Origin of the sequence: Streptomyces sp. NPDC047886, from assembly GCF_043204435.1 — a bacterium.
Lineage (GTDB): Bacteria > Actinomycetota > Actinomycetes > Streptomycetales > Streptomycetaceae > Streptomyces.
Map to the genome: position 1 here is coordinate 54895 of NZ_JBIDCF010000006.1, position 20737 is coordinate 75631.

The 20737-nt window shown below is 75.3% G+C and carries 16 protein-coding genes and 1 pseudogene; 10 read left to right on the forward strand and 7 right to left on the reverse strand.

Going from position 1 to position 20737, the window contains the following annotated elements:
- Positions 1-13: 13 nt before the first annotated feature.
- The 4 genes from ACGF5U_RS20760 to ACGF5U_RS20775 all read right to left on the reverse strand — a co-directional run bounded on the left by ACGF5U_RS20760 (position 14) and on the right by ACGF5U_RS20775 (position 8248).
- Positions 14-1060: an ATP-binding cassette domain-containing protein gene (locus ACGF5U_RS20760; protein WP_392711381.1), complete on the reverse strand. Its 1047-nt coding sequence runs from the start codon at positions 1058-1060 to the stop codon at positions 14-16.
- Entirely contained in the window at positions 1057-3897 is a 2841-nt protein-coding gene (locus tag ACGF5U_RS20765; RefSeq protein WP_392711382.1) for an FtsX-like permease family protein, read from the reverse strand. Before ACGF5U_RS20765 ends, ACGF5U_RS20760 begins: the two co-directional genes overlap by 4 nt.
- A gap of 40 nt (positions 3898-3937) precedes the next feature.
- Positions 3938-7327, reverse strand: a complete 3390-nt coding sequence (locus ACGF5U_RS20770) for an FtsX-like permease family protein (protein WP_392711384.1) — start codon at positions 7325-7327, stop codon at positions 3938-3940.
- Positions 7328-7501: 174 nt separating this feature from the next.
- Positions 7502-8248, reverse strand: coding sequence for an ABC transporter ATP-binding protein (locus ACGF5U_RS20775; RefSeq protein WP_392711385.1), 747 nt, complete (start codon positions 8246-8248; stop codon positions 7502-7504).
- 278 nt (positions 8249-8526) lie between these two features.
- Here ACGF5U_RS20775 and ACGF5U_RS20780 point away from each other — a divergent pair, with 278 nt between their 5' ends.
- Positions 8527-9036 carry an MSMEG_6728 family protein gene (locus ACGF5U_RS20780; protein ID WP_392711386.1) on the forward strand — a complete coding sequence of 170 codons (510 nt, stop codon included), beginning with the start codon at positions 8527-8529 and terminating at the stop codon, positions 9034-9036.
- A gap of 16 nt (positions 9037-9052) precedes the next feature.
- Here ACGF5U_RS20780 and ACGF5U_RS20785 read toward each other — a convergent pair whose 3' ends face one another.
- Positions 9053-9946, reverse strand: a complete 894-nt coding sequence (locus ACGF5U_RS20785; protein ID WP_392711388.1) for an SDR family oxidoreductase — start codon at positions 9944-9946, stop codon at positions 9053-9055.
- Positions 9947-10130: 184 nt separating this feature from the next.
- Between ACGF5U_RS20785 and ACGF5U_RS20790 the strand changes: the two genes are divergently transcribed.
- The 3 genes from ACGF5U_RS20790 to ACGF5U_RS20800 all read left to right on the forward strand — a co-directional run bounded on the left by ACGF5U_RS20790 (position 10131) and on the right by ACGF5U_RS20800 (position 11537).
- Positions 10131-10358, forward strand: coding sequence for a DUF2945 domain-containing protein (locus tag ACGF5U_RS20790; RefSeq protein WP_392711389.1), 228 nt, complete (start codon positions 10131-10133; stop codon positions 10356-10358).
- Entirely contained in the window at positions 10355-10699 is a 345-nt protein-coding gene (locus ACGF5U_RS20795; RefSeq protein WP_392711390.1) for a DUF3140 domain-containing protein, read from the forward strand. Before ACGF5U_RS20790 ends, ACGF5U_RS20795 begins: the two co-directional genes overlap by 4 nt.
- A 238-nt stretch (positions 10700-10937) precedes the next feature.
- On the forward strand, positions 10938-11537 hold the full coding sequence (locus ACGF5U_RS20800; protein WP_392711392.1) for an RNA polymerase sigma factor: 600 nt from the start codon (positions 10938-10940) through the stop codon (positions 11535-11537).
- A gap of 629 nt (positions 11538-12166) precedes the next feature.
- On the opposite strand, the gene ACGF5U_RS20805 is transcribed toward ACGF5U_RS20800, so the two are convergent.
- On the reverse strand, positions 12167-13180 hold the full coding sequence (locus ACGF5U_RS20805; RefSeq protein ID WP_392711394.1) for a MerR family transcriptional regulator: 1014 nt from the start codon (positions 13178-13180) through the stop codon (positions 12167-12169).
- A gap of 183 nt (positions 13181-13363) precedes the next feature.
- Between ACGF5U_RS20805 and ACGF5U_RS20810 the strand changes: the two genes are divergently transcribed.
- Positions 13364-13597 (forward strand): hypothetical protein, encoded by a 234-nt coding sequence (locus ACGF5U_RS20810; RefSeq protein ID WP_392711395.1) that lies wholly within the window; start codon positions 13364-13366, stop codon positions 13595-13597.
- Between the two features lie 121 nt (positions 13598-13718).
- Here the strand turns inward: ACGF5U_RS20810 and ACGF5U_RS20815 are convergent, their stop codons facing one another.
- Complete coding sequence (locus ACGF5U_RS20815; RefSeq protein ID WP_392711397.1) at positions 13719-15137, reverse strand: ABC transporter substrate-binding protein; 1419 nt, start codon at positions 15135-15137, stop codon at positions 13719-13721.
- Positions 15138-15349: 212 nt separating this feature from the next.
- Between ACGF5U_RS20815 and ACGF5U_RS20820 the strand changes: the two genes are divergently transcribed.
- The 5 genes and pseudogenes from ACGF5U_RS20820 to ACGF5U_RS20840 all read left to right on the forward strand — a co-directional run bounded on the left by ACGF5U_RS20820 (position 15350) and on the right by ACGF5U_RS20840 (position 20595).
- Positions 15350-16375, forward strand: a complete 1026-nt coding sequence (locus ACGF5U_RS20820) for a LacI family DNA-binding transcriptional regulator (RefSeq protein WP_392711398.1) — start codon at positions 15350-15352, stop codon at positions 16373-16375.
- A 334-nt stretch (positions 16376-16709) separates the two neighbouring features.
- Positions 16710-17936, forward strand: coding sequence for an ABC transporter substrate-binding protein (locus ACGF5U_RS20825; protein WP_392711899.1), 1227 nt, complete (start codon positions 16710-16712; stop codon positions 17934-17936).
- Positions 17937-17947: 11 nt separating this feature from the next.
- A complete protein-coding gene (locus tag ACGF5U_RS20830) occupies positions 17948-18952 on the forward strand; it encodes a carbohydrate ABC transporter permease (RefSeq protein WP_392711400.1) in 1005 nt (334 codons plus the stop codon).
- A gap of 153 nt (positions 18953-19105) precedes the next feature.
- Positions 19106-19971, forward strand: a pseudogene (locus ACGF5U_RS20835) (carbohydrate ABC transporter permease).
- 6 nt (positions 19972-19977) lie between these two features.
- The gene (locus tag ACGF5U_RS20840; protein WP_392711402.1) at positions 19978-20595 is read left to right on the forward strand and encodes a hypothetical protein; all 618 of its coding nucleotides are present in this window, start codon (positions 19978-19980) and stop codon (positions 20593-20595) included.
- Positions 20596-20737 lie beyond the last annotated feature (142 nt).

Here is a 20737-nt window from a genome sequence, read left to right on the forward strand (position 1 = left end):
CGACCGTCAGCCGTCAGTCCTGAGGCGTCCCGGTCGAGCCGGCCTCCGAGTCGACCGGCTCGTCCGGCTCGTCCGGCCAGACGCCGATGTGGTCCTCCTGGAGCCGCAGCATCACCCGGTCCCGCATGCCCAGCGCCGCCGTGTAGTCGGCCGGCAGCTGGAGGCGGCCGGCGCGGTCCAGCATCGCGTACTCACGGGCCGTGAGGGACTCGTGGCCGGTCTCCGCGTCGACCTCCGTACGGCGCAGGATCTCCGTGGAGGTGCGCCCGTCACGGATCGCCACCGTACGGCGCACCTCACCGGCCACCGCCTGGTCGTGCGTGACGATGACGATCGTCGTGCCGAACTCCTCGTTCGCCCGGCGGAACGCCGCGAAGATCTGCTCGGCCGTCCCCGAGTCCAACTCGCCCGTCGGCTCGTCGGCGAGCAGCACCGACGGGTCGTTGGCGAGCGCCACGGCGATCGCGACCCGCTGCTGCTGGCCGCCCGACATCTGGTGCGGCCGGCGGTCGCGGCAGTCGGCCACCCCCATCGCGCCGAGCAGGGACTCCACCCGCTCGGCCCGCTTCCGCGCCCGGCCGCGCAACTGCATGGGCAGCGCCACGTTCTGCGCGGCGGTCAGGTAGGGCAGCAGATTGCGGGCGGTCTGCTGCCAGACGAAGCCGACGACCTCGCGCCGGTAGCGCAGCCGCTCCTTCGCCCCCATGGCGAGCAGATCGCTGCCCGCCACCTTCGCGGCGCCCGCCGTCGGCACGTCGAGCCCGGCGAGAATGTTCATCAGGGTCGACTTGCCGCTGCCGGACGCCCCGACCAGCGCCATCAACTCGCCCTCCCGCACGAGCAGATCGAGGCCCTGGAGCGCCTGCACCTCGACCCCGTCGGTGGAGAAGACCCGCACGAGCCGGTCGCAGGAGATCAGCGCGTCATGCCCGTACGCCGGCCGGTCACGGCGGGCCGCCGCACGGCGCTCCAGTTCGTCGAGCGTGGTCCCGGTGGCCGCCGGCGCGGCGATCCGCGCCGTGGTGCCCGAGGCGGCGGCCGGTGTGGACGACTCGGTCATCGCGTGTCTCCTGCCCTGAGTTCGGTCGTCGTCGTACGGCGTGTGGTCGTCCATGCCTGCGCGGCGGCCACGCCCACCGCGACCACCACCACGGCGGCCGTGGGCAGGAGCAGACTCCAGGGATCGGCACGCAGCGGTACGGGCCCCGTCGGCCCGAACCGTGCCTGCGCCGACGCCAGGGCGAGCTGCCCCAGATCGACGCCCGGCGCGAGCAGCCGGATCGTCGCCCACCCGACCAGCGCACCGCCCACCGACGCCGTCAGCGCCTGCGGCAGCGACTCCAGGACGAGTAGACGGCGCCCCTGGCGGCGGGTCAGGCCCATGGTGCGCAGCCGGGCCAGCAGCGCGGCCCGCTCGGGCGCGGCCCGCAGCAGCGTCAGCAGCAGCGCGAGGACGGCGTAGCCCGCGCACGCCGTCGCGGCGACGGTGTAGACGCGTTCGGCACCGCGCTGGACAGGGGAGTCCGCGAAGCGCGCCCGTTCGGCCGAGCGCAGCGTCACCGTCGCATCGCCGTCGGCCGTACGGGCCGCCGCCCCGAGCGCCGTCGCCGACAGGGAGGTGCCGTGGACGAGCAGCGCGTTGGGCGTCCGGTCGCCCGGCAGGCCGGACGCGTCCACCATCAGGAAGTCGCCCCGTGTCGCGTCGGCGGGCGTGACCTCCCGTACCAGCACGACCCGCACCGTGAACCCGCCCTCGTCCGGGCCGATCTGGAAGTCCCCGTCACCCAGCCGCTCGGCGACGCCGGGGGAGGCGATCGCGGGCAGCGTCCGCCCCGGTGCCGCCCGCAACGCGTCGGCGGGGAAGGCGCCGAGGCCGGTGCGCCGGGCGAAACGCGCGTACGAGTCGGGGTCGACGGCGAGCAGCGTGACCCCGCCCGTACCGCCGCCGCCCACGTCCAGGTCGTACTCGCCGTGGACGGCCGTGACGTCCGCGACGCCCGGCGACCCGCGCACCGCGTCGATCGCCGTGTCCGGCAGCGGGTCGGCGTCGATCCGGGCGTCGGCGCCGACCGCCGCCAGCGCGGCCCCGTCACGGGCGGCGGAGATCCCCGCGAGCACCGACCCGCCGAACGCGGCCGTCGTCAGGGCGACGAGCAGCGCCAGCAGCGGCGCCGCGGCGGCGGGGGAGCGGCCCGCCCGTGCCAGGGAGAGGAACCCGACCGCGCCCCGCCGCCGCGCGGCCGTCAGCGCCGCCAGCCGCAGCGGCAGCGGCTGCAGCCGTACGAGGAGCAGCGCGGCGATCAGTCCGACGAGCAGCGGAGCGGCGCTGAGCAGCTGGTCGGCATCGCCGCCCGCCGTTCCGCGCCGGCGCAGCGCGACGACCGCCGCCACCGTCAGCACCGCCAGGGCCAGTTCGGCCACCGTGCGGCGGCGTGACGGCCTGGCCCGTACGAGATCCTCGCGCTCGCCGTGCACCCGGGGCCGCCGGTGCGCGTACGCGGCCCGCAGCGGCAGCGCCGCGCACGCCACCACGGCGACCGCGCCGGAGGCGACCAGCGCGGGCAGCGGCCGGCCGTCGGGCACCAGCACGAACGCGAGGGCGCAGCCGAGCGCGGCGGCGGGCAGCACGGGCACGGCGACCTCGGCGAGCAGGCGTCCCGCGATACCGCGCACCGAGGCGCCCCGCGCACGCAGCAGGGACAGCTCGTCGTGCCGGCGCGCGGCGGCCAGCCCGCCGGCCATCACCAGGACGACACCGCCGACACCGCCGACACCGAAGGCGGCGACCGCCACCACCGGGTCGACGGCGGCCAGCGCGCGGTCGAAGTCGGCGATGATGTCGTCCACGCCCGACTCGACGAACAGCTCGGGCGAGATGGCCTCGCTCAGCTCCGCCTGCGCGGGACCGCCTTCGACGGCGGCGACGGCGTCCCGCAGCGCGTCCCGGCCGTCCGGGCCGAGCCCGTCGAGGTCGACGGCGACCCGCCAGTACAGCTCGGTGTCCGGCGACACGGAGGGCAGCACCGGTGCGGCCTCCGGCGCCAGCAGGAGAGCGCCGTGCCAGTACGGGCGCGGCACGGGCGGCTGGGTGAGCAGCCGCGCCGGTGTGCGCAGCACGGGCTCGAACGACCAGTAGCCCAGGTCCGGACGTACGGGTTCCACGATGCCCGTGATCCGGACGGCGAGCTCCGCACCAGAGCCGACGCGCGGCACATGGACCGTCGAACCGACGCGGATGTCCAGTGCGTCGGCCGTGGCCGAGGTGACCACGGCCTCCACGGTGGCGGTCGACGCCGTCACGGATCCCTCGGCGGCCCGGGCGAGACGCCCCGAGCGGAGCTTCGCGTGCTCGCCGACGCCCGCCTGCGTGCTCAGCGTGAACACCGGTGAGCCGCCGTCCAGTTCCGGCAGCCACCCGTCCGTCGCGGGCACCGGGGTGCTGACGCGCACCCCGTACGCGGACTGCCCGGCCTCGGCGCGCAGCGGCGCCGGCAGGGCCGCCAGGACGCGGCGCTGCCGCTCGGCCTGCCAGGCGTGGCCCATCGACGGGTCGCCCCGCTCGTCCGGGAACATCGCGGGCGGGCTGGTCAGTTCGATGCCGCTGCGTTCCGGCGCGGCGCCGCTCACCTCGGCGCGCAGCCCGGCGCCCTCGTACGCGTCCACGGCGCGCGGGAAGGCGGCGGCCAGGAACGAGGTGACCAGCACGAGCAGCGCCAGCGCGACGGCCGGACCCGGCGCGGTGCGCAGCCGGGTACGGACCCAGGGGGCCGCAGCCCGCGCCCTCCGCGCGGATCCGCCGTTCCGCTCCCGCGCGGACTCGCCCACTCCTCCACGCGGCTCCTCGGGTGCCCGCCCGCCGACCTGTCCGCGCACCTCCTCGCGCACCGCGTCCGCCACCCCCTCACTCGCCTTTCGGTTCGCCTCCCCGCTCACCCCGTCACTCGCCTCCCTGAACGCGCGGTGCCGCAGGGGAGCCCTTGCGCAGGGCCAGCGCGGCCACGACGGCGACGGGCGCCGCGGCGACCCCCGCCAGCAGCAGGGCCACCTGCCCGACGGGCAGTTCGACCAGCACGCCCGGGACCGGCCGCGTGGCCTCCCCGGTCAGGACGATCAGCGGGACGACGGTACGGGTGAGCAGCGCGCCGAGCAGCGGCCCGATCACCAGCGCGAGCCCGATGAGCAGCGACTGCTCCACGGCCACCAGCCGGGCGGGCTGCCGCCGGGGCGCGCCCAGCGCCCGGAGCACCGCGAACTCCGCCGAGCGGTCCCGCAGCGCGCCCACCGTGCTCACCGCGAACCCGACGGCCGCCAGCAGCGCCGCGGCGACGGCCACCGCGAGCAGCGCCGACCGCGGCCCCGCGGCCAGCGGGTCGTCGTGCGAAGCGGCGGCGATCTCGTCGCGCACGGTGATCCGCGTCGGGTCCATCTCGGCGCGGTCCCGCAGCGCCGCCGCGACCCGGCCGGCCGCGCCGGTCTCGGTGAACAGCCACCATTCGGTGGGCGGGAGCGCGGCGTCGGGGCGGGCGGCGAGGACCCGGTTCACGGCGCGCAGATCCAGCAGCAGCGCGCCACCGTCCTGAGCGGCGGCCCCCGCGGCGGGCGGCGGGGCGGCGGCGGGGTCGGGTCCGGTCGTGGGGATGTCCCGCAGCACGCCCACGATCCTCACCTTCATGTCGCCGCCGGGCATGGGCACCTGGACGACGGAGCCGGGCCGCGCGCCGCCGGCCGCCAGGAAGGCGTCGGTCGCCAGCGCGGCGGGCGTCGCGGGCGCCGGCCGCCGGGCCACCGCCCGTACGGTGACGGTGCGTTCCACGGGACCGAAGCCGTCCACCACGCCCGTGCCCGTGTGGTACGAGACGTCCAGCGGAGTGCGGGCGGAGGACCGCGCGGCGGTGACCACGGGCCGGGCCTCCGTGCCGGGCACGGTCTCCGGCTCCGAGACCGCCGTCGCCGACCAGACGAGCCCCGGCGCGGTCACCGGCCGGACCTCGCCGTCGGTGCTGGCCGCCCGCATTCCGCCGACGACGAGCCGCTCGGGTGTGACCCGCCGGGCCGCCCCGCGCACGTCGAACTCGACCGCCGTCACCGTCAGAGGGCCCGCCGGGCGCCCGGCCGGCGCGTCGGCGGCGGCGCCGATGTCCAGGGTGAGCGTGCGGGAGGCACCGTCCGGCGGCACGGTGCCGAGCGGCAGCCGGTACGGCACGCCGTAGCGGTCCTCGACGGTGAGGAGCAGGTCGGCACCGGAGCCGCCGCGCGGTGCGGGCCCGGCGGCGGCGTCGTCGGCCGTGCCGGGGGCAGGGGCCCCGCCCGTGCCGGCGCCGCGACGGAGAACGACGTCCACGAGGAGGCGCGTCGTCCCGGCGGGCAGCGGGAGCCCGGCGCGGGCCGCGTCCGGCGGGCGCAGCGCCGCCAGGAGCCGCCCCGGATCGCCGCCCGCCAGGTCGGCCCGTACCGACATCTCCGGCCCGGCGACGCCGGTGTCCAGCGCCAGCAGGGTCGCCCGGCGCCCGCCCGAGAGCCCGAACTCGGCCCGCGCGGCGGGCGCCGCCGCGCGGACCCCCGGCATCCCGTCGTACACACCGCCCTGACCGAACCCGGCGGTCACGGTGCCCTGTACGCGGACGGGGGCGCCCGCCCGGAAGTCCGCCTGGTCGTCCTGCGAGCGGTCCCAGGACGCGCCGTGCCCGATCGCCAGCATGCCCATGGCGACGGCGAGGACGAGCAGCAGCACCGGGCCGGCCGCCCGCACGGGCCGTCGGCTGAGCTGCCATCCGGCGAGCGGCGCCGTCAGCCCCCTGCCCCTGGCCGCCCGCCGCTCGGCCAGCCGCGCGGCGGGCGGCAGCAGCCGCAGAGTGAGGACCGCGCCCGCGAGCAGCGCCAGCGCGGGCGCCACGACGAGCAGCGGATCGACACCGAGCCGTCCCTCACGGTCGCCGCTGAGCGCACCGCTGCCCGCGTCCCGCCGGTCCAGCTGCCAGTACGCGACCCCGGCGACGGCCAGCAGCGCGATGTCGGCGCCCGCCCGCAGCGGGGCGGGCAGCGCACGCGCCCGGCCCCCGGCCGTCCGCGCCGCGGTGAGCGCCGGAGCGGCCACGGCCGCCGCGCAGGCCAGCGCCACGGCCGCGCCGGTGAGCCAGACACCGGCCGTCGGGCCCGCGTCGAGGCGCAGCCCGATCCGCGTCGGCGGGCCGAGCCCGGCCAGCAGCCGGGTGAGCGGCCCGGCCAGCAGCGGCGCGCACAGGGCGGCGGGCAGCGCGAGCAGCAGCGCCTCCAGCGCGGCGAGCGAGGCGACACGGCGCCGGGACGCGCCCCGGGCGAGCAGCAACCGCGTCTCGGCGGCCCGTTGGGTGCTCAGCAGCCGTGCCACGAGCAGCAGGGTGTACAGCGCGAGCAACGCCAGCTGCGACGAGACGATCAGCAGCGTGGCGCGCGACACCAGCAGCGCCCGTTCCAGCCGGTCGAGCACTTCGGGCAGCGACGTCCGCACGGAGACATCGCCCTTCAGCACCGGCTGAGCGGAGACGAACTCCTGGCTCCGCTTCGCCGCGGCGCGCAGCGCGTCGATCCGCTCGGCGCGCAGCCCGCCGAAGTCGGCCGTGGCCAGCCAGCCGGTCTCGCGCCGGGCGATCCGGCCGGCGCCGACGGCCGACGCGTCGGTGACCAGCGGCCCGTACGTCGTGAACGCGTCCTGGTGGACCCCGCGCCCGCCCAGTCTGTCCAGCCGCCAGTACGCGTCGTCGCGGTCGGCCGGGTGGTAGACGCCGGTCACCCGGATCCGTACCGGCGGGCTGCCGCTCATCCGGCCCGTCAGCGTCAGCACCCGTGGCCCCGGGGCCAGGTCCAGCCGCCGCGCGGCGCTCTCGGGCACGGCGACCTCGGTGACGCCTTCGGCCGCCGTGGCGGACCCGGCCGATGGCCACGCGCCGGCCGACAGCCGGACCCGCGAGCGGTCGACGACGGCGAACTCGGTCAGGTCCGGCTCCGCCCCGGGCGCGGCAGGACCCGTCAGCGCACGGGGGAGCGCGTAGGGCCCGGACCGGTCGAACCGCCGCAGCGACACCGGGAGTCCGTCGAACGAGCGCAGCGCGCCGCGCCGCACGGCCGCGGTGGCGGCCTCGCCGTCCACGGCGGTGTTCTGGGACGTGACGAGCAGTGAGGCGGCCGACGCGTCCCCGGCCCGCAGCGCGTGGCGCAGCCCGGCGTCCCCGACGGAGCCCCCGAATCCGGCCAGACCGGCCAGCACGGCGGTGGTCAGCACCACGGCGAGCAGCCCGGCGGTGAGCAGCAGGCGGTGCTCCCGTACCCGGAGGAACAACAGCCCTGCCACCGGTCTCCCCCTCGCCCCGCACCACGCGCCGCTGCTCGAAAGCCCTTTCGGAACGGGAATGCTTGCACAGGGAACGCGTCCAACATCACGTGTCAGCACAGGACTTGACGAGATCGTGACCGGATTCCGGTCACGCAATCCCGGAATGCGCCGTTCCCCCCCTCGCCGGGTGTGTCAGCCGGCGACGGCCGCCACGGGCGCGTGTTCCACGATCAGGCCGTCGTGGAGCTCCAGCACCCGGTCGGCGAGGGCCAGGAGCTGTGCGTCGTGCGTGGCGACCAGCGCCGTCACACCCTCGCCGTGGACGACCGCCCGGAGCAGTTCCATCACCGCGAGGCCCGTGTCCGCGTCCAGCTGGCCGGTCGGCTCGTCGGCGAGCAGCAGAGCGGGCCGGTTGGCGAGCGCGCGGGCGATGGCCACGCGCTGCTGCTGTCCGCCGGAGAGTTCACCGGGCCGCTGCTCGGCGTGGTCGGCGAGGCCCACCAGGCCCAGGAGCAGCCGTACGCGCTCCTCGCGTTCGCGGGGCTCGGCCTTCCGCAGCCGCATCGGCACGCCGATGTTCTCGGCCGCCGAGAGGATCGGGATCAGACCGAACGACTGGAACACGAAGCCGACCCGGTCGCGGCGCAGCGCCAGGAGCCCCTCATCGCCGAGGTCGGCGAGTCCGGTGCCGTCGACGGTGATCCGGCCCCGGTCCGGCGTGTCCAGACCCCCGACCAGATTGAGCAGAGTCGTCTTCCCGGAACCCGAGCGGCCCTTGAGCGCCACGAGTTCGCCGCGCGGCACGTCGAAGGAGACGCCCCGCAGCGCGTGCACGGCGGCCTCTCCGGAGCCGTAGGAGCGGTGCAGGTTCTCCACCCGCACCATGGGAGGCGCCTGGTGGGGCGCGCGGCCGCGGGCGGCGCCGGTGCTGTCGGTCATCAGGGGTCCCCCGTACGGAATCGACGGCCCCCAAGTATGCGCACGCCCGTACGACCGGGCAACGCCCTCGCTGCCGCTGCCGCTGCCGCTGCCGCCGCGTGTGGATCCGCGCGGCCACCGGGGCACGGAGGCCGTCGGCCGCACGGCGCTCGCCGACGACGACCGTGATCCGCCTCGGCCGGAGGGCCGGGCCGGTCGCGGGTACTCCACCGGAGCCGGTGACGAGCACGCGCGCCGGCCGGCCTGCGACGGTCGGCGGCGCGGGGTAGACACGGAACATGCAGACCTTCCTGCCCTACCCGTCCTTCTCCGCGAGCGCCCGGGTGCTCGACGCGCGCCGCCTCGGCAAGCAGCGCGTCGAGGCGCTGCAGGTGCTGCGCGGGCTGACCGTCCCGGGGTACGGGTGGCGCCGGCACCCGGCGGTCCGCATGTGGATCGGGTACGAGGAGGCCCTGGTCCGGTACGGCCTCGACGTATGCGCCGTGTGGACCTCACGCGGGCACCGCGACACCTGCGCCGACTCGCTGCTCGCGGGATTCCGGCTGGCCCGCCCGCCGGACGACGTGCGCACACGGGACGGCGTACGTACCCAGGACGAACTCGCGGCCCTCGGGGAACTCCCGCCGTGGCTCGGCGAACCGGCCTTCCACCGCAGTCACCGGTCGGCTCTCGTACGCAAGGACCCCGGGTACTACAAGGAGCGCTTCCCCGGCGTACGCGGCGACATCGCCTACGTGTGGCCCGCGTCCGACCGGGACCCGGAGGCGCGGCGCCCCGGCGCGACCTGACCGCCGGACGAACGCGTCAGCCGGGGGGTCGCTCCACGCCCGCCGCGCTGTCGGCGCGGCCCCCCGCGCCCAGCAGCCCGGTGGGCGCGAAGTCGGTCTCCCGGGCCAGGCGCGGCAACTCACGGGACGCGACCCAGGTGACCACGGGCGGCAGCGCCGCCCGCACGGCATGGACGGCCCGGAGCCACCCCGGGACGTACACCGCGGTGGAACGCCGCTCGATCTGGGTCACCAGCCGCGCCGCGACCACGTCCGCCGGATAGACACGACGGGCCGCACGGGGCATGTGGCCGCGCAGCTCACGCAGCACCGCGTGCCGGTCGGCGTCGCGCACCATGTCGGTGTCCGTCCAGTTCAGATAGCTGATGCCGACCCCGACCCCCCGGTACGCGAACTCGGCGCGCAAGGCGTGCGCGAGCGCCTCCGCACCGGCCTTGGAGGCGCAGTACGCGCTCATCATCGGCGAGGTGCCGAACGCCGCCAGGGACGCGATCTGCAGCAGGAACCCCCGCGTCTCGAGCAGTCCGGGCAGGAACACGCGGGCCGTGACGGCACTGCCGACGAGGTTCACCTCGACGACCCGCCGCCAGGTGGCGGGGTCCGTCGAAAGGAACGGGCCGCCCTCCGCGACCCCGGCGTTGGCGACGACGGCGAACGCCGGGCCCATCCGCTCACGCATGTCCCGGGCCACCCGCGCCATCGCGTCGTCGTCGGTGACGTCCACCTCCCAGCAGTGGGCCTCCCCGCCCAGCTCTCCGGCGACCCGGGCGAGAGTCGAGCCCTCCCGCCCCAGGAGCGCCAGTCGCGCCCCCCGCCGGGACAGCTCCCGCGACATGGCCGCCCCGAGCCCGCGCGCCGCGCCGGTGACGACCACGACACGGCCCCGCAGAGGACTGTTCCCGTTCGCCATCGCTGCTCCCTCGGACAAGCGCCGACGTGTCCGTTCCGACCACCATAGGCACAGCCCCGCCGGTCCGCTCCTCACGGCCGGACGCGCATCCGGCGGGCGGCGATCGGGTGAAGGAGTGATGAGGGGTACCCGCCGCGGCGGTACGCCGGGAGACGGCGGGACGTGACCGGAGGAGTGATCCCACATGGCGAAGCGCGCGAAGTTCCACAAAGGCGACCACGTGACCTGGAAGAGCCACGGCCGGACCGTCGGGGGCAGCGTCAAGCGGGAGATCTCCGACCGCCGGAAGGCGGCGGGGCGTACCGTCGCGGCCTCGCCCCAGGAACCGCAGTACGAGGTGGAGAGCGACCGGACCGGCCGTTCCGCGGTGCACAGGCCCGAGTCCCTGCGCAGGAAGGGCGGCGGCGCATGACCCGCCCGGACGACAGGGAACGCGACGAGGCCGCGGCGGCCTTCCAGGACGTCGTCAACCTCACGGCGAGCGAGCTGGAACGCTGGCTGGAGACCGACGAGTCGAGGAGCGTCGGCCAGAGGAAGGACGGCGCGGGCGAGAGCACCGGGCACGCCTCGGGCAGGCGTATCGCCGCGCTCCTGCGCACCCGCAAGGGCGATCTGACGGACGACGACATCGCCCACATGCGCAAGGTCGCCGGTTACGTGCACCGGCATCTCGCCCAGCGGCCCGGCGGAGATGTGACCGGCACGGCGTGGCGGTACTCCCTGATGAACTGGGGCCACGACCCGGAGAAGTGAAGGGGACGGCTCCCCGCGGGCACCCGGCGGGGCGCGCTCCCGCGCGAGAGCGGGCACCTGGCAGGAGGGGTTCCCGCGGCAAGGCGATGCACTATCGGTGCGAGTGGAGAACCCGACTCTGAGCGGCGGAACGTGGGAGGTGCCGGGCGCATCGAGGCTTCCGGCGACGCCCCCTCGTCACGCGCGGCGGGCGCCCCGAGTCACCGGCCGGTCCTGACCGGCGGGAGGAGCAGTCGCCATGACCGCACCACGCACTGTCGGCCGCCCCTCCCGGCTCCTGGACGACGAGGTGCCGGACGAGGCGATCGGCACCGGGCTCGCGCGGGGGGACGAACACTGCCTGGCACTCGCCTACCAGCGCTGGGGCGGCCTCGTTCTGGCCCTGGCGACGCGCACGCTCGGTGACGTCAGGGAGGCCGAGGACGTCACCCAGCAGGTGTTCCTCGCCGCGTGGCGGGGCCGCGCCGGATACCGGCCCGAGCGCGGGCCGCTCGCCGGATGGCTGGTGGGGATCACCCGCCGCAAGACGGTGGACGCGCTCGCGGCCCGCACGCGCCGTACGGAGCTCGTCGTCGCGGCGGCCGAAGCCGCCCTCCCGGCCGCCGACCGGGACGCGGCGGAGCCCGACCGTGTCCTGGACCGCCTGGTGCTCACCCGCGAACTGCGCCGGCTGCCCCGCGCGCAGCGCGAAGTGCTGACCCTGGCGTTCCTGGGCGACCTGACACAGACGCAGATCGCCCGGCGGACCGGCATGCCGCTCGGCACGGTGAAGAGTCACGCCCGGCGGGGGCTCCAGCGGCTCCGCGAGTCCCTGCGGACACCCTCGGCCACCGCCTGACGGAGCCGGGCCGGCTCCGCAGGGGCGGCCGTCGCCCGACAGCCCCGGGGCCGCGCCCGCCCGGCGCCACCGGTCGGCCCCCGCCGCCCGCTCCGCGCGTCACCGGCACCCGCGACACCGGGAGCACGCGCGTGGGGCGCGGCGCCGACGGCGGCGGGCCACGGCTACGCCGATCAGGGCTCCCGCGACCGCTCCCACGGCCAGCCAGACCGCGCCCGCCGACGGCGGCGCGAGCACCGGCGGCCGGCGCCGTTCTCCGGCCGCGCGGGTCGCGGCCCCGTCGGGAGCCCGTACCAGTTGTTCGGCGATCCCGGCCCACACGCGGTCCGGCGGAGGCGCGGAAGGGGCTCCCATAACGGCCCGGCGGAGTGTGGCGAGCTCCGCCGCACACGAGGGACACCCCCCGAGGTGGCGCCGCTGTGTGGTCCCGTACCCGGCCGGAGCGCGGATGCCGCGCGCGAGCGCGTAGAGGACCGCCGGGTCGAGATGCTCACTCACCGCGGTTCCTCCGCTCTCCCGCACCGTACGAGGGCTTCGGCGCCGCCCGCCGACGCCTGCGGCCGCCCGCGTTCACCCTTCGGCCGTACCGCGTCCCGAGGATGCGCGCGCGGGGTGGCGGAGCGTGGCCCTCACCCGGATGGCCTACCGGTCGGCGGGTACAGCGCGCCGAGGACGTCCAGGGCCTCGCGGAGCCCCCGGGGACGGTGCATACCCGGCTCCAGCGCGTGGCCCGCCCAGCCGGGGCCGCCGAGCAGCACCACGGGCCGGATCCGGGCCCCCCTGATGCCGAACGAGTGTCCCGCCACGTGCCGGGCCAGGGCGTGACTCGCCGTGGACCTGGCCTGCGACCACAGGACGACGGCGGTCGGGCCCGTGCGCCGCACCGCGGCGTCCAGCGCCTCTGCGGGCACCGCGGCGCCGAACATGCGGGCGGGGACACCCCGTTCGGCGAGACCGGCGGCGAGCGCCTCCAGGGGGAGGGTGTGCTGTTCGGACGGCACGCAGGCCAGCAGGACCGGGGACGAGCCGGCCTCGGACGCCCTCGCCGGGGGGACCCCCTGACGGAGGGCGTTGGAGACGTGCCAGGACAGCAGGTGCTCCACCTCCACGTACCGGTCACCCGACGACTCCCACTTGCGCCCCACCGCGTGGAGGGTCGGCATCATGACCTCCTCCCAGGCGGCGACCAGGCCGTGCTCCGTCACGAGGGCGCGCAGCACGGAGTCCAGGGCGGGGCTGTCGAGCCGGACGGCGGCGCGGGCGAGGCCCCGGCACTCCTGGCGGGCGTGACCGAGCGGAAGGCCGCCGCCGGGTCCCCCGCCGGTTCCCGGACGGCGCGGCAGGAGCCGCCCCGGCGCGTCGGCCACAGCGGGGGCTGGGGGCGCGGACGGTCTCGCCAGGGGCCGGTCCGCGCTCGCGCGGGCGGCGCGCGCCGCTTCGGCGGGCGGCACACCGGAGGCGGTGAGCCGGCACATCGCCTCCAGCACGGCGATGTCCCGGGCGGTCCACCGGCGGTGCCGGCCGCCTTCCCGGGCCACGGGACCGATGCCGTAACGCCGGTCCCACGAGCGCAGCGTGGTGGGAGACACCCCCAGCTTCCGCGCCACGGCACCCGTGGTGATCCCGTGCGTCGTCTCGGCCATGCTCTCAGAATACGAGGCAGGAACGATGCGAGACCGGCCGGAGGCGCGGAGGACGGCTGCTTCCGCGCGCGGTCCGCCGGAGCGATGCGCAGGTCGTTCCGCCGAATCGGGCAACCCCACCCATGTTCGAATCACGTCCGAGCGGGCAGGGGTACCCATGGAACACCGATCTTGGAGGTTGTCGTGGCTGGATTCCTGGACCGAGCCAAGGAACAGGCGCAGAGTGCCCTCAACCAGGGCAAGCAGAAGGTGGACGAGGTCCAGGCGCAGCGAGCAGGGGGCGAGCTGTTGAAGAGGCTGGGCGCCGCCTACTACGCGGAGCGGCGGGGGTCGGGCTCGCCGCAGGCGACTCAGGACGCGCTCAACGCCGTCGAGGCCCACGCCACCGCGCACGGGGACGGATTCCTGCGCGGGTAGGCAGGCGGTGGCACCGCGCCCCTCGGTTCGGCGCCCGTGCGGCGCGCGCCGAACCGGTGGCCCCGTCCGCCCGGAGGCCACAGCCGACCCGGTCGACGTCGTACGGCTGCGCGCCCTCGGCTCACCGCGCCGGGAGCAGCGCCGCGTCCACCGGCAGGCCGTCCACGCGGCGGTTGTCGACCACCGCCAGCTCGTACGGGTGGCGGCGTCCCGGCTGCCACTGCCCGCCCGCCAGCCGAACCGTCGCCACGTTGGGCACGGGGCCTGACGTCCAGTCGAGCGGACCGGCGATGGTCTCCAGACGCGTCGCTGCGAGCGCCGCGGCGACCGCAGCCGGGTCCGTCGGCTCGGCCGCCGTCGCCAGGGCGTGCGCGGCCACCTCGAACAGGGCGTACGCCAGGCCGAGCGGCTGCAGCCACTGCTCGCCCGTCGCCCGCTCGTACGCCTCGGCCAGCTCGGCCGCGCGCATACCGTCGAGCGACGAACGGTACGGGTGCCCCGGCGTCCAGTAGACGAGGGTGCCCACGCGCGCCTGCGGCGGTTCCGCGCCCGCCACCGGGACCGGGGGATAGGCCAGCCACCGCGAACAGGTGATCAGCCGGGGCCGTACGCCCCGCCTCGCGGCCTCGGCGCGGAACCGCGCCAGGTCCGGCCCGCTCGCCGCGCTGGTGACGATGTCCACGTCCCCGTCGCCGAACGCCGTGACGTGCCCGCCGAACTCGCCCGCCGGTTCCCGGTAGCCCGCCGGATCCACCAGGCGGTGTCCGCGCGCCCGCGCGGCCGGCAGGAAGCCGTGCTCGGGGTGGCGCGACCACGTGCCCTGCGGGCCGTCGTTCCAGAGGCAGCCCACCGCCCGCCCGCCCACGGCCTCCCACAGGTCGGCGAAGACCTCCGCGATGTCGTCCAGGCCCCAGCAGAAGTGGTACGTCCAGCGGAACGGCTGCCTCGCCGTGGCGCCGCGCCCGAAGTAGTACACCTGCCACGGGAACGTACTGGACACGCAGGGCACACCGGCCCGTTCGCACGCGTCCGCGACGGCGGGCAGCACTTCCGTGCCCGCCAGGGTCAGGACGATGTGCGCCCGTTCCTCCCCGATCAGTTCCCGTACGGCCTGCCGCGCCCCCTCCGCCGTCGAACGGCTGTCGCGGCTCACCAGGCGGACGTCGTAGCGGCGGCCGCCGTTGCCGATCCGCCGGAGCTTCGGCTCCAGGAGGGACGAGACGAACGCCAGGGGAGCGCCCAATCGCGCCAGCCGCCCCGTACGGGCGATCACCACCCCGATGGTCAGGGTCCGTCCGCCGCCGTCGCCGTCGCCGCCGCCCTCGTCACTGCCGCGCAAACCCCTGTCGCCCCCGGGACCGGCCGCGCTCGCCGAACCGGCCGCGTTCCCGGGACCGGCCGCGCCTCCGGGACCGGCCGCGCCCCAGGGACCGGCCGCGTTCCCGGGACCGGTCTCGCCTCCGGGACCGGTCTCGCCGTCGGGAACGGCCTTCCCGCCCGCTGTCGCGCCGTTCTCCGGTTCGTCGTACCGCTGTCGCATGACCCACGCCTTCCTGTCCGGATGCTCCACCCGGACAAACTGCGCGGAGCGTCCTTCGTCACGCCCGATCCAGCGGCTAAAACGATTCAGGTCGCCGGGTCCCGCCGCTGGTCGTCGCATTGACGGCACTCGCCGGCCGCCTCTAGGTTCCGAGGGCACTTGAAAGCTTTCATGGGGCCGCGCGGGGCACCGGAAACGAGGGGGGCGCGGCGTTGGCGCGCAGGGTGGGGATCAAGGACGTGGCGCGGCGGGCCGGTGTCTCCGTGGGTACCGTCTCCAATGTCATCAACCGTCCGGACAGCGTCGCCGAGGCAACCCGGGAGCGCGTCCAGGCGGTCATCGGCGCCCTGGGCTACGTCCGCAGCGAGTCCGCCCGCCACCTGCGCGCCGGGCACAGCCGCATCATCGCGCTGCTCGTGCTCGACATGGCGAACCCGTTCTTCGTGGACCTAGCCACCGGGGCCGAACGGGCCGCCCGCGAGGCGGGTCTCGGGGTGATGCTCTGCAACAGCGCCCAGGATCCGGCGGAGGAGGCCGAGTACCTCGGGCTCTTCGCCGAGCAGCGGGTGCGCGGTGTCCTGGTGACGCCCGCCGACGCCGAAGGGCACACGCTCGGGGAGTTCGGCCGGCACGGCATCCCCTACGTGCTGGTCGACCGCACCGCCTCGGGCGGCGACGCCTGCTCGGTCTCCGTCGACGATGTGGAGGGTGGGGCTCTGGCCGCCCGCCACCTGCTGGAGAGCGGCCGCCGCGACCTGGTGTTCGTCGGTGGTCCCGCCGCGTTGCCGCAGGTCAGGGACCGTCGTACCGGCGCCGTCGGTGCGCTCGCCGAGGCGGGCCTGCCGCCCGACGCGCTGGTGTGCGTGGAGACCGAGCGCCTCGACGTCGCGTCGGGGCGGGACGCGGGCGCCCGCCTGCTCGGTCTGTCCCCGCGCCCCACGGCCGTGTTCTGCGCGAACGACCTGCTCGCGCTCGGGGTGCTCCAGACGCTGTTCGCCGCCGGGGTCTCCGTGCCGGGTGACATCGCGCTGGTCGGCTACGACGACATCGAGTTCGCGGCCGCCGCCGCCGTGCCGCTCACCTCCGTCCGCCAGCCGGCCCGCCGCCTGGGCCGGCTGGCGGCCGAGCTGCTGATCGAGGAGACGGGCGAGGCGGCCGACGCGCACGCGCACCAGCGCATCGTGCTCCGTCCCGAACTGGTCGTACGGGCGTCCAGTCTGCCGCCCCGGCTCCCCTGACCCACCGCCGGCCTCCCTCACGGGAAGGTTCGGTCGGCCTTCCCCCGCGCCCTGACGGTCCGCAAGCCGCGCCTCCCGCACGTCCCCTGACGGCCCGCAAGCCGCGCCTCCCGCCCGGCCCTCGACGGACCGTACGCCCCGGCCTCCCGCCCGCGCCCCGGCCGGCCGCTCGTGGCGACGGATCTCGTCCGAACCGTTGACGTACCCGCCGAGGGTCCCTACGTTGGCCCGGCAAGCGCTTACCTAAAACGATTCAATCCGCGCGGGAGGACGAACTGTGCGTACCCAGGGGAGTGTTGACCGGCGTGGCCTGCTCAAGGTGACGGGCGGCTCCATGGCCGCCCTCGGCCTGACGGCGGCGGGCTGCGGCGGCGGAAGCGGTTCGGACGGCGGAACCGTCACGATCCGGTACGCGTGGTGGGGGTCCGACGACCGTGCCAAGCGCATCAACCAGACGATCGCGCTGTTCGAGAAGAAGCACCCGAAGATCAAGGTCAAGACCGACTTCCAGCCGTACCTGGACTTCTGGAAGAAGTTCAACACCCAGGCGTCGGGCGGGAACCCGCCTGACGTCTTCCAGAACGCGATCGGCTTCCTGCGCAAGTACGACGCGAGGAACGTCCTCCTGGACCTGCGGAGCCAGGCGGACGCAGGCAACCTGCGGCTCGACGGATTCCGCGCCGGTCTGGAGAAGTTCGGCGAGGTCGACGGCAAGCTCCTCGGTGTGCCCGTCGGCTCCAACTCCATGGCGCTCGTGATCGACCAGGCCGTCTTCAGGAAGGCCGGGATCACCCCGCGGCCCGGCTGGACGTGGGACCAGTTCCACGCCGCGCTCGCCAAGATCCGTGACACCCAGGGCCGCGCGGGCGACAGCGGCATGTACGGCGTGATGTACCTGTACGACATGTACCTGCGCCAGCGGGGCAAGGCGTTCTTCACCGCGAAGGGGCTCGGCTTCACCGAGGCCGACCTCACCGAGTGGTGGACCGCGGCCGCCGCCGGCGTCCGGTCCGGCGTCTACGCCGACCCCAAGAAGGTCGCCCAGGTCAAGCCCAAGTCGGCGGTCGCGGCCGAACTCGCCGCGGCCGAGTTCACCTGGGACAACTTCACCATCCGCTACACCTCCGAGGGCAAGAGCGAGTACGGCCTCGCCCCCGTGCCCACCACCGACGGCAAGCGGACCGGGCAGTACCTCGGCTCCCTCATGCTCAGCGCCTCCAAGCGCACCAAGCACCCGAAGGAGGCCGCCCAGTTCATCGACTTCATGGTCCACGATCCCGAGGTCGCCACGATCATGGGCTACGACCGGGGCGTCCCCGCCACCACCGCCCAGTTCGAGGCGTTCAAGCCGACCGACCCGGTCAACCGGCAGATCGCCGCGTACGAGCAGCAGCTCGTCTCGTCCGGCGTGCTGGAGCCGATCACCCCGCACCCGGCAGGCGCCGACGTCGCCGAGGCGGCCTTCCTGCGCATCGCCGAGGCCATGGCGCTCGGCAAGTGGTCCGTCGGCGACGCGGTGCGGCAGTTCTTCTCCGAGGCGCAGACGGCCTTCGCCTCCTGAGGGGAACCACCGTGACACACGTACAGACACCCGCGGCGCGGCCCATGGCCGGTGGGGCCCCGCCGCGACCCGGCCCGGACGGTACCGCCGGCCGCTCCGGGGACCGTTCCGCGGTCCGGCGGCGGGCCCGCCGCGAGAACCTGGCCGGCTATCTCTTCATGTCACCGTGGATCGCCGGATTCCTGCTGCTCACGGCGGGACCGATGGTCGCCTCGCTCTACTTCGCGTTCACCGACTACAACCTCTTCGACACCCCGGAGTGGGTGGGGCTGCGCAACTTCACCGACATGTTCGCCGACCCGCGTTGGCGCAAGTCGGTCGACGTCACGCTCTGGTACGTGATCGTCGGAACCCCGCTCAAGCTCGCCGCAGCCCTCGGTGTGGCGCTGCTCCTCAACCAGAAGCGGCGCGGGCAGGGCTTCTACCGCGCCGCGTTCTACGCCCCGTCGCTGATCGGCGCCAGCGTCTCGATCGCCATCGTGTGGAAGGCGATCTTCTCCGACGACGCCATCGTGGACCGGGCGCAGCGCGCCCTGTTCGGCATGGACGTGGGCGGCTGGACCGGTGACCCGGACTGGATCATCTACAGCCTGGTCGCCCTGACCGTCTGGCAGTTCGGCGCGCCCATGGTGATCTTCCTGGCGGGTCTCAAGCAGGTGCCGCGTGAACTGTACGAGGCGGCCGAGGTGGACGGCGCGGGCCCCTGGCGCCGGTTCTGGAGCATCACCCTGCCGATGATCTCGCCGGTGCTGTTCTTCAACGTCCTGCTGGAGACCATCCACTCGTTCCAGATCTTCGGCTCGGCGTACATCCTCGGCGGCCAGGGCGGTACCTGCGGACCGGCCGACGCCACGCTCGTCTACACCTGCTACCTGTACGTCCAGGGCTTCGAGAACAGCCGGATGGGCTTCGCCTCCGCGATGGCCTGGATGCTGCTGCTCGCGGTCGGCCTGGTGACGGCGGTGCTGTTCTGGTCCCAGCGGCGCTGGGTGCACTACGAGGAGGCCGCCCGATGAGCAGCACACTCGCCCCCGTTCGCGGTGGAGGAACCTCCGGCGGGGGAGGAGCACCCGGCGGTGGAGGAGCACCCGGCGGTGGAGGAACCTCGGGCGGCGGAGGAGCACCCGGCGGGGGAGGAACCTCCGGTGGCCGGGGGACGGCCGGGGGTCGTGGAACCTCCGGCCGGGGTGGGACCGGCGGCCGGCGTGGTGCCGGCTCCCTCGCCTGGCACCTCGGGTCACTCGCCGTCCTCGCGGTGGTGCTGTACCCGGTGGTGTGGGTGCTCGGCGGCTCGTTCAAGCCGAACGACGAGATCGTGGGCAGCCTCGAGCTGTTCCCGACCGATCCGATCACCGACAACTACACCCGGCTCGCCGAGGGCATCGCCGACATCCCCATCTCCACCTTCTTCGGCAACTCGCTCTTCCTCGCGCTCGGTTCGGTGGTGGGCGTGCTGGTCTCCAGCTCGCTGGCGGCCTACGCGTTCGCCCGGATCGGGTTCGCCGGCCGGGGCCTGATGTTCACGCTGATGATCGGCACCCTGCTGCTGCCGTACCACGTGCTGCTGATCCCGCAGTACGTGATGTTCCAGAAGCTGGAGCTGATCAACACCTACACCCCGCTGCTGCTCGGCAAGTACCTGGCCACGGACGCCTTCTTCGTCTTCCTGATGGTGCAGTTCATGCGGAACCTGCCGAAGGAACTGGACGAGGCGGCTCGGCTGGACGGCTGCGGGCATCTGCGGATCTACTGGTCGATCGTGCTGCCGCTGTGCCGGCCGGCTCTGATCACCAGTGCCATCTTCACCTTCATCAACGCCTGGAACGACTTCATGGGGCCGCTGATCTACCTCAACGAGCCCGACAGGTACACCGTCTCGCTCGCCCTGAAGATGTTCGTCGACCAGGACGGTGTGGCCAACTACGGCGGAATGATCGCCATGTCGCTCGTCGCGCTGCTGCCGGTGCTGGTCTTCTTCCTGGCGTTCCAGCGGTATCTGATCGACGGCATGGCCACCTCAGGGCTGAAGGGCTGAGCCGGTATGCCCGTCTCCCCGCGCACGCGAACGCGCACGGCACCCGCCCGGCGCGGTGAGTCGGCCGGGCTCGCCCGCTTCGGGGTGTTCGCCGAGTGCCTGCTCACCGGTGTGTGGATCGCCGTCGCCGCCCTGCCGCTGGTCACCCTGCCCGCCGCGGTCGCCGCGGGGGCCGCGCACCTGCGGCGCCACCTCGCCCATGAGCCGTGCGGCGTCCGGGAGTTCGCCGCCGACGTGCGGGACGCCGCCCGGCGTGGCTGGCTCGTCGGGGCCGCCGGATGGGCGGCTCTGGCCCTGGTGTGGGCCGACCTCGCCGTCGTACGGGCCGGTGGCCTGCCGGGTGGCCGGCTCGTCGGCGCCGTCGGCGTGCTCGCCCTGCTCGGGCTCGTCGTCGCGGGGCTGCGGGCGGCCGTGGCGTGGCGGCCGGGCGCGTCGTGGCGGGTGCTGCTCGGCGCGGCGGCCCGCCGTACCGTGCGCGATCCCGCGGGCTCGCTGCTGCTGGTGTGCGGGTTCGGTGTCGTGGCGGCGTCGGCGTGGCTGGCGCCTCCGCTGGCGGCGCCCGTGCTCGGCGTCGTCACGGCGGCGGCCCTGGCCGTGGAGTCCCGCAGCCCGTACCGGGGCTGACCAGCCACACCCCGCGCCCGCCGAGCACCACGTCCGTGCCGTCCCCTCCCCATCCGTGCCGTCCCCTCCCACGTCGGGTACACATCCCCGCCTGCTCTGTCATGTCCATGTCTATCCCTTCCCTCTCGTCGTCCACCGGAAA

Bases quoted from the DNA above. Each gene is read 5' to 3' on its own strand.
- ACGF5U_RS20760 (WP_392711381.1), bottom strand. From the start codon at position 1,060: ATGACCGAGTCGTCCACACCGGCCGCCGCCTCGGGCACCACGGCGCGG.
- ACGF5U_RS20775 (WP_392711385.1), bottom strand. From the start codon at position 8,248: ATGACCGACAGCACCGGCGCCGCCCGCGGCCGCGCGCCCCACCAGGCG.
- ACGF5U_RS20780 (WP_392711386.1), top strand. From the start codon at position 8,527: ATGCAGACCTTCCTGCCCTACCCGTCCTTCTCCGCGAGCGCCCGGGTG.
- ACGF5U_RS20785 (WP_392711388.1), bottom strand. From the start codon at position 9,946: ATGGCGAACGGGAACAGTCCTCTGCGGGGCCGTGTCGTGGTCGTCACC.
- ACGF5U_RS20790 (WP_392711389.1), top strand. From the start codon at position 10,131: ATGGCGAAGCGCGCGAAGTTCCACAAAGGCGACCACGTGACCTGGAAG.
- ACGF5U_RS20795 (WP_392711390.1), top strand. From the start codon at position 10,355: ATGACCCGCCCGGACGACAGGGAACGCGACGAGGCCGCGGCGGCCTTC.
- ACGF5U_RS20800 (WP_392711392.1), top strand. From the start codon at position 10,938: ATGACCGCACCACGCACTGTCGGCCGCCCCTCCCGGCTCCTGGACGAC.
- ACGF5U_RS20805 (WP_392711394.1), bottom strand. From the start codon at position 13,180: ATGGCCGAGACGACGCACGGGATCACCACGGGTGCCGTGGCGCGGAAG.
- ACGF5U_RS20815 (WP_392711397.1), bottom strand. From the start codon at position 15,137: ATGCGACAGCGGTACGACGAACCGGAGAACGGCGCGACAGCGGGCGGG.
- ACGF5U_RS20825 (WP_392711899.1), top strand. From the start codon at position 16,710: ATGGCCGCCCTCGGCCTGACGGCGGCGGGCTGCGGCGGCGGAAGCGGT.
- ACGF5U_RS20840 (WP_392711402.1), top strand. From the start codon at position 19,978: ATGCCCGTCTCCCCGCGCACGCGAACGCGCACGGCACCCGCCCGGCGC.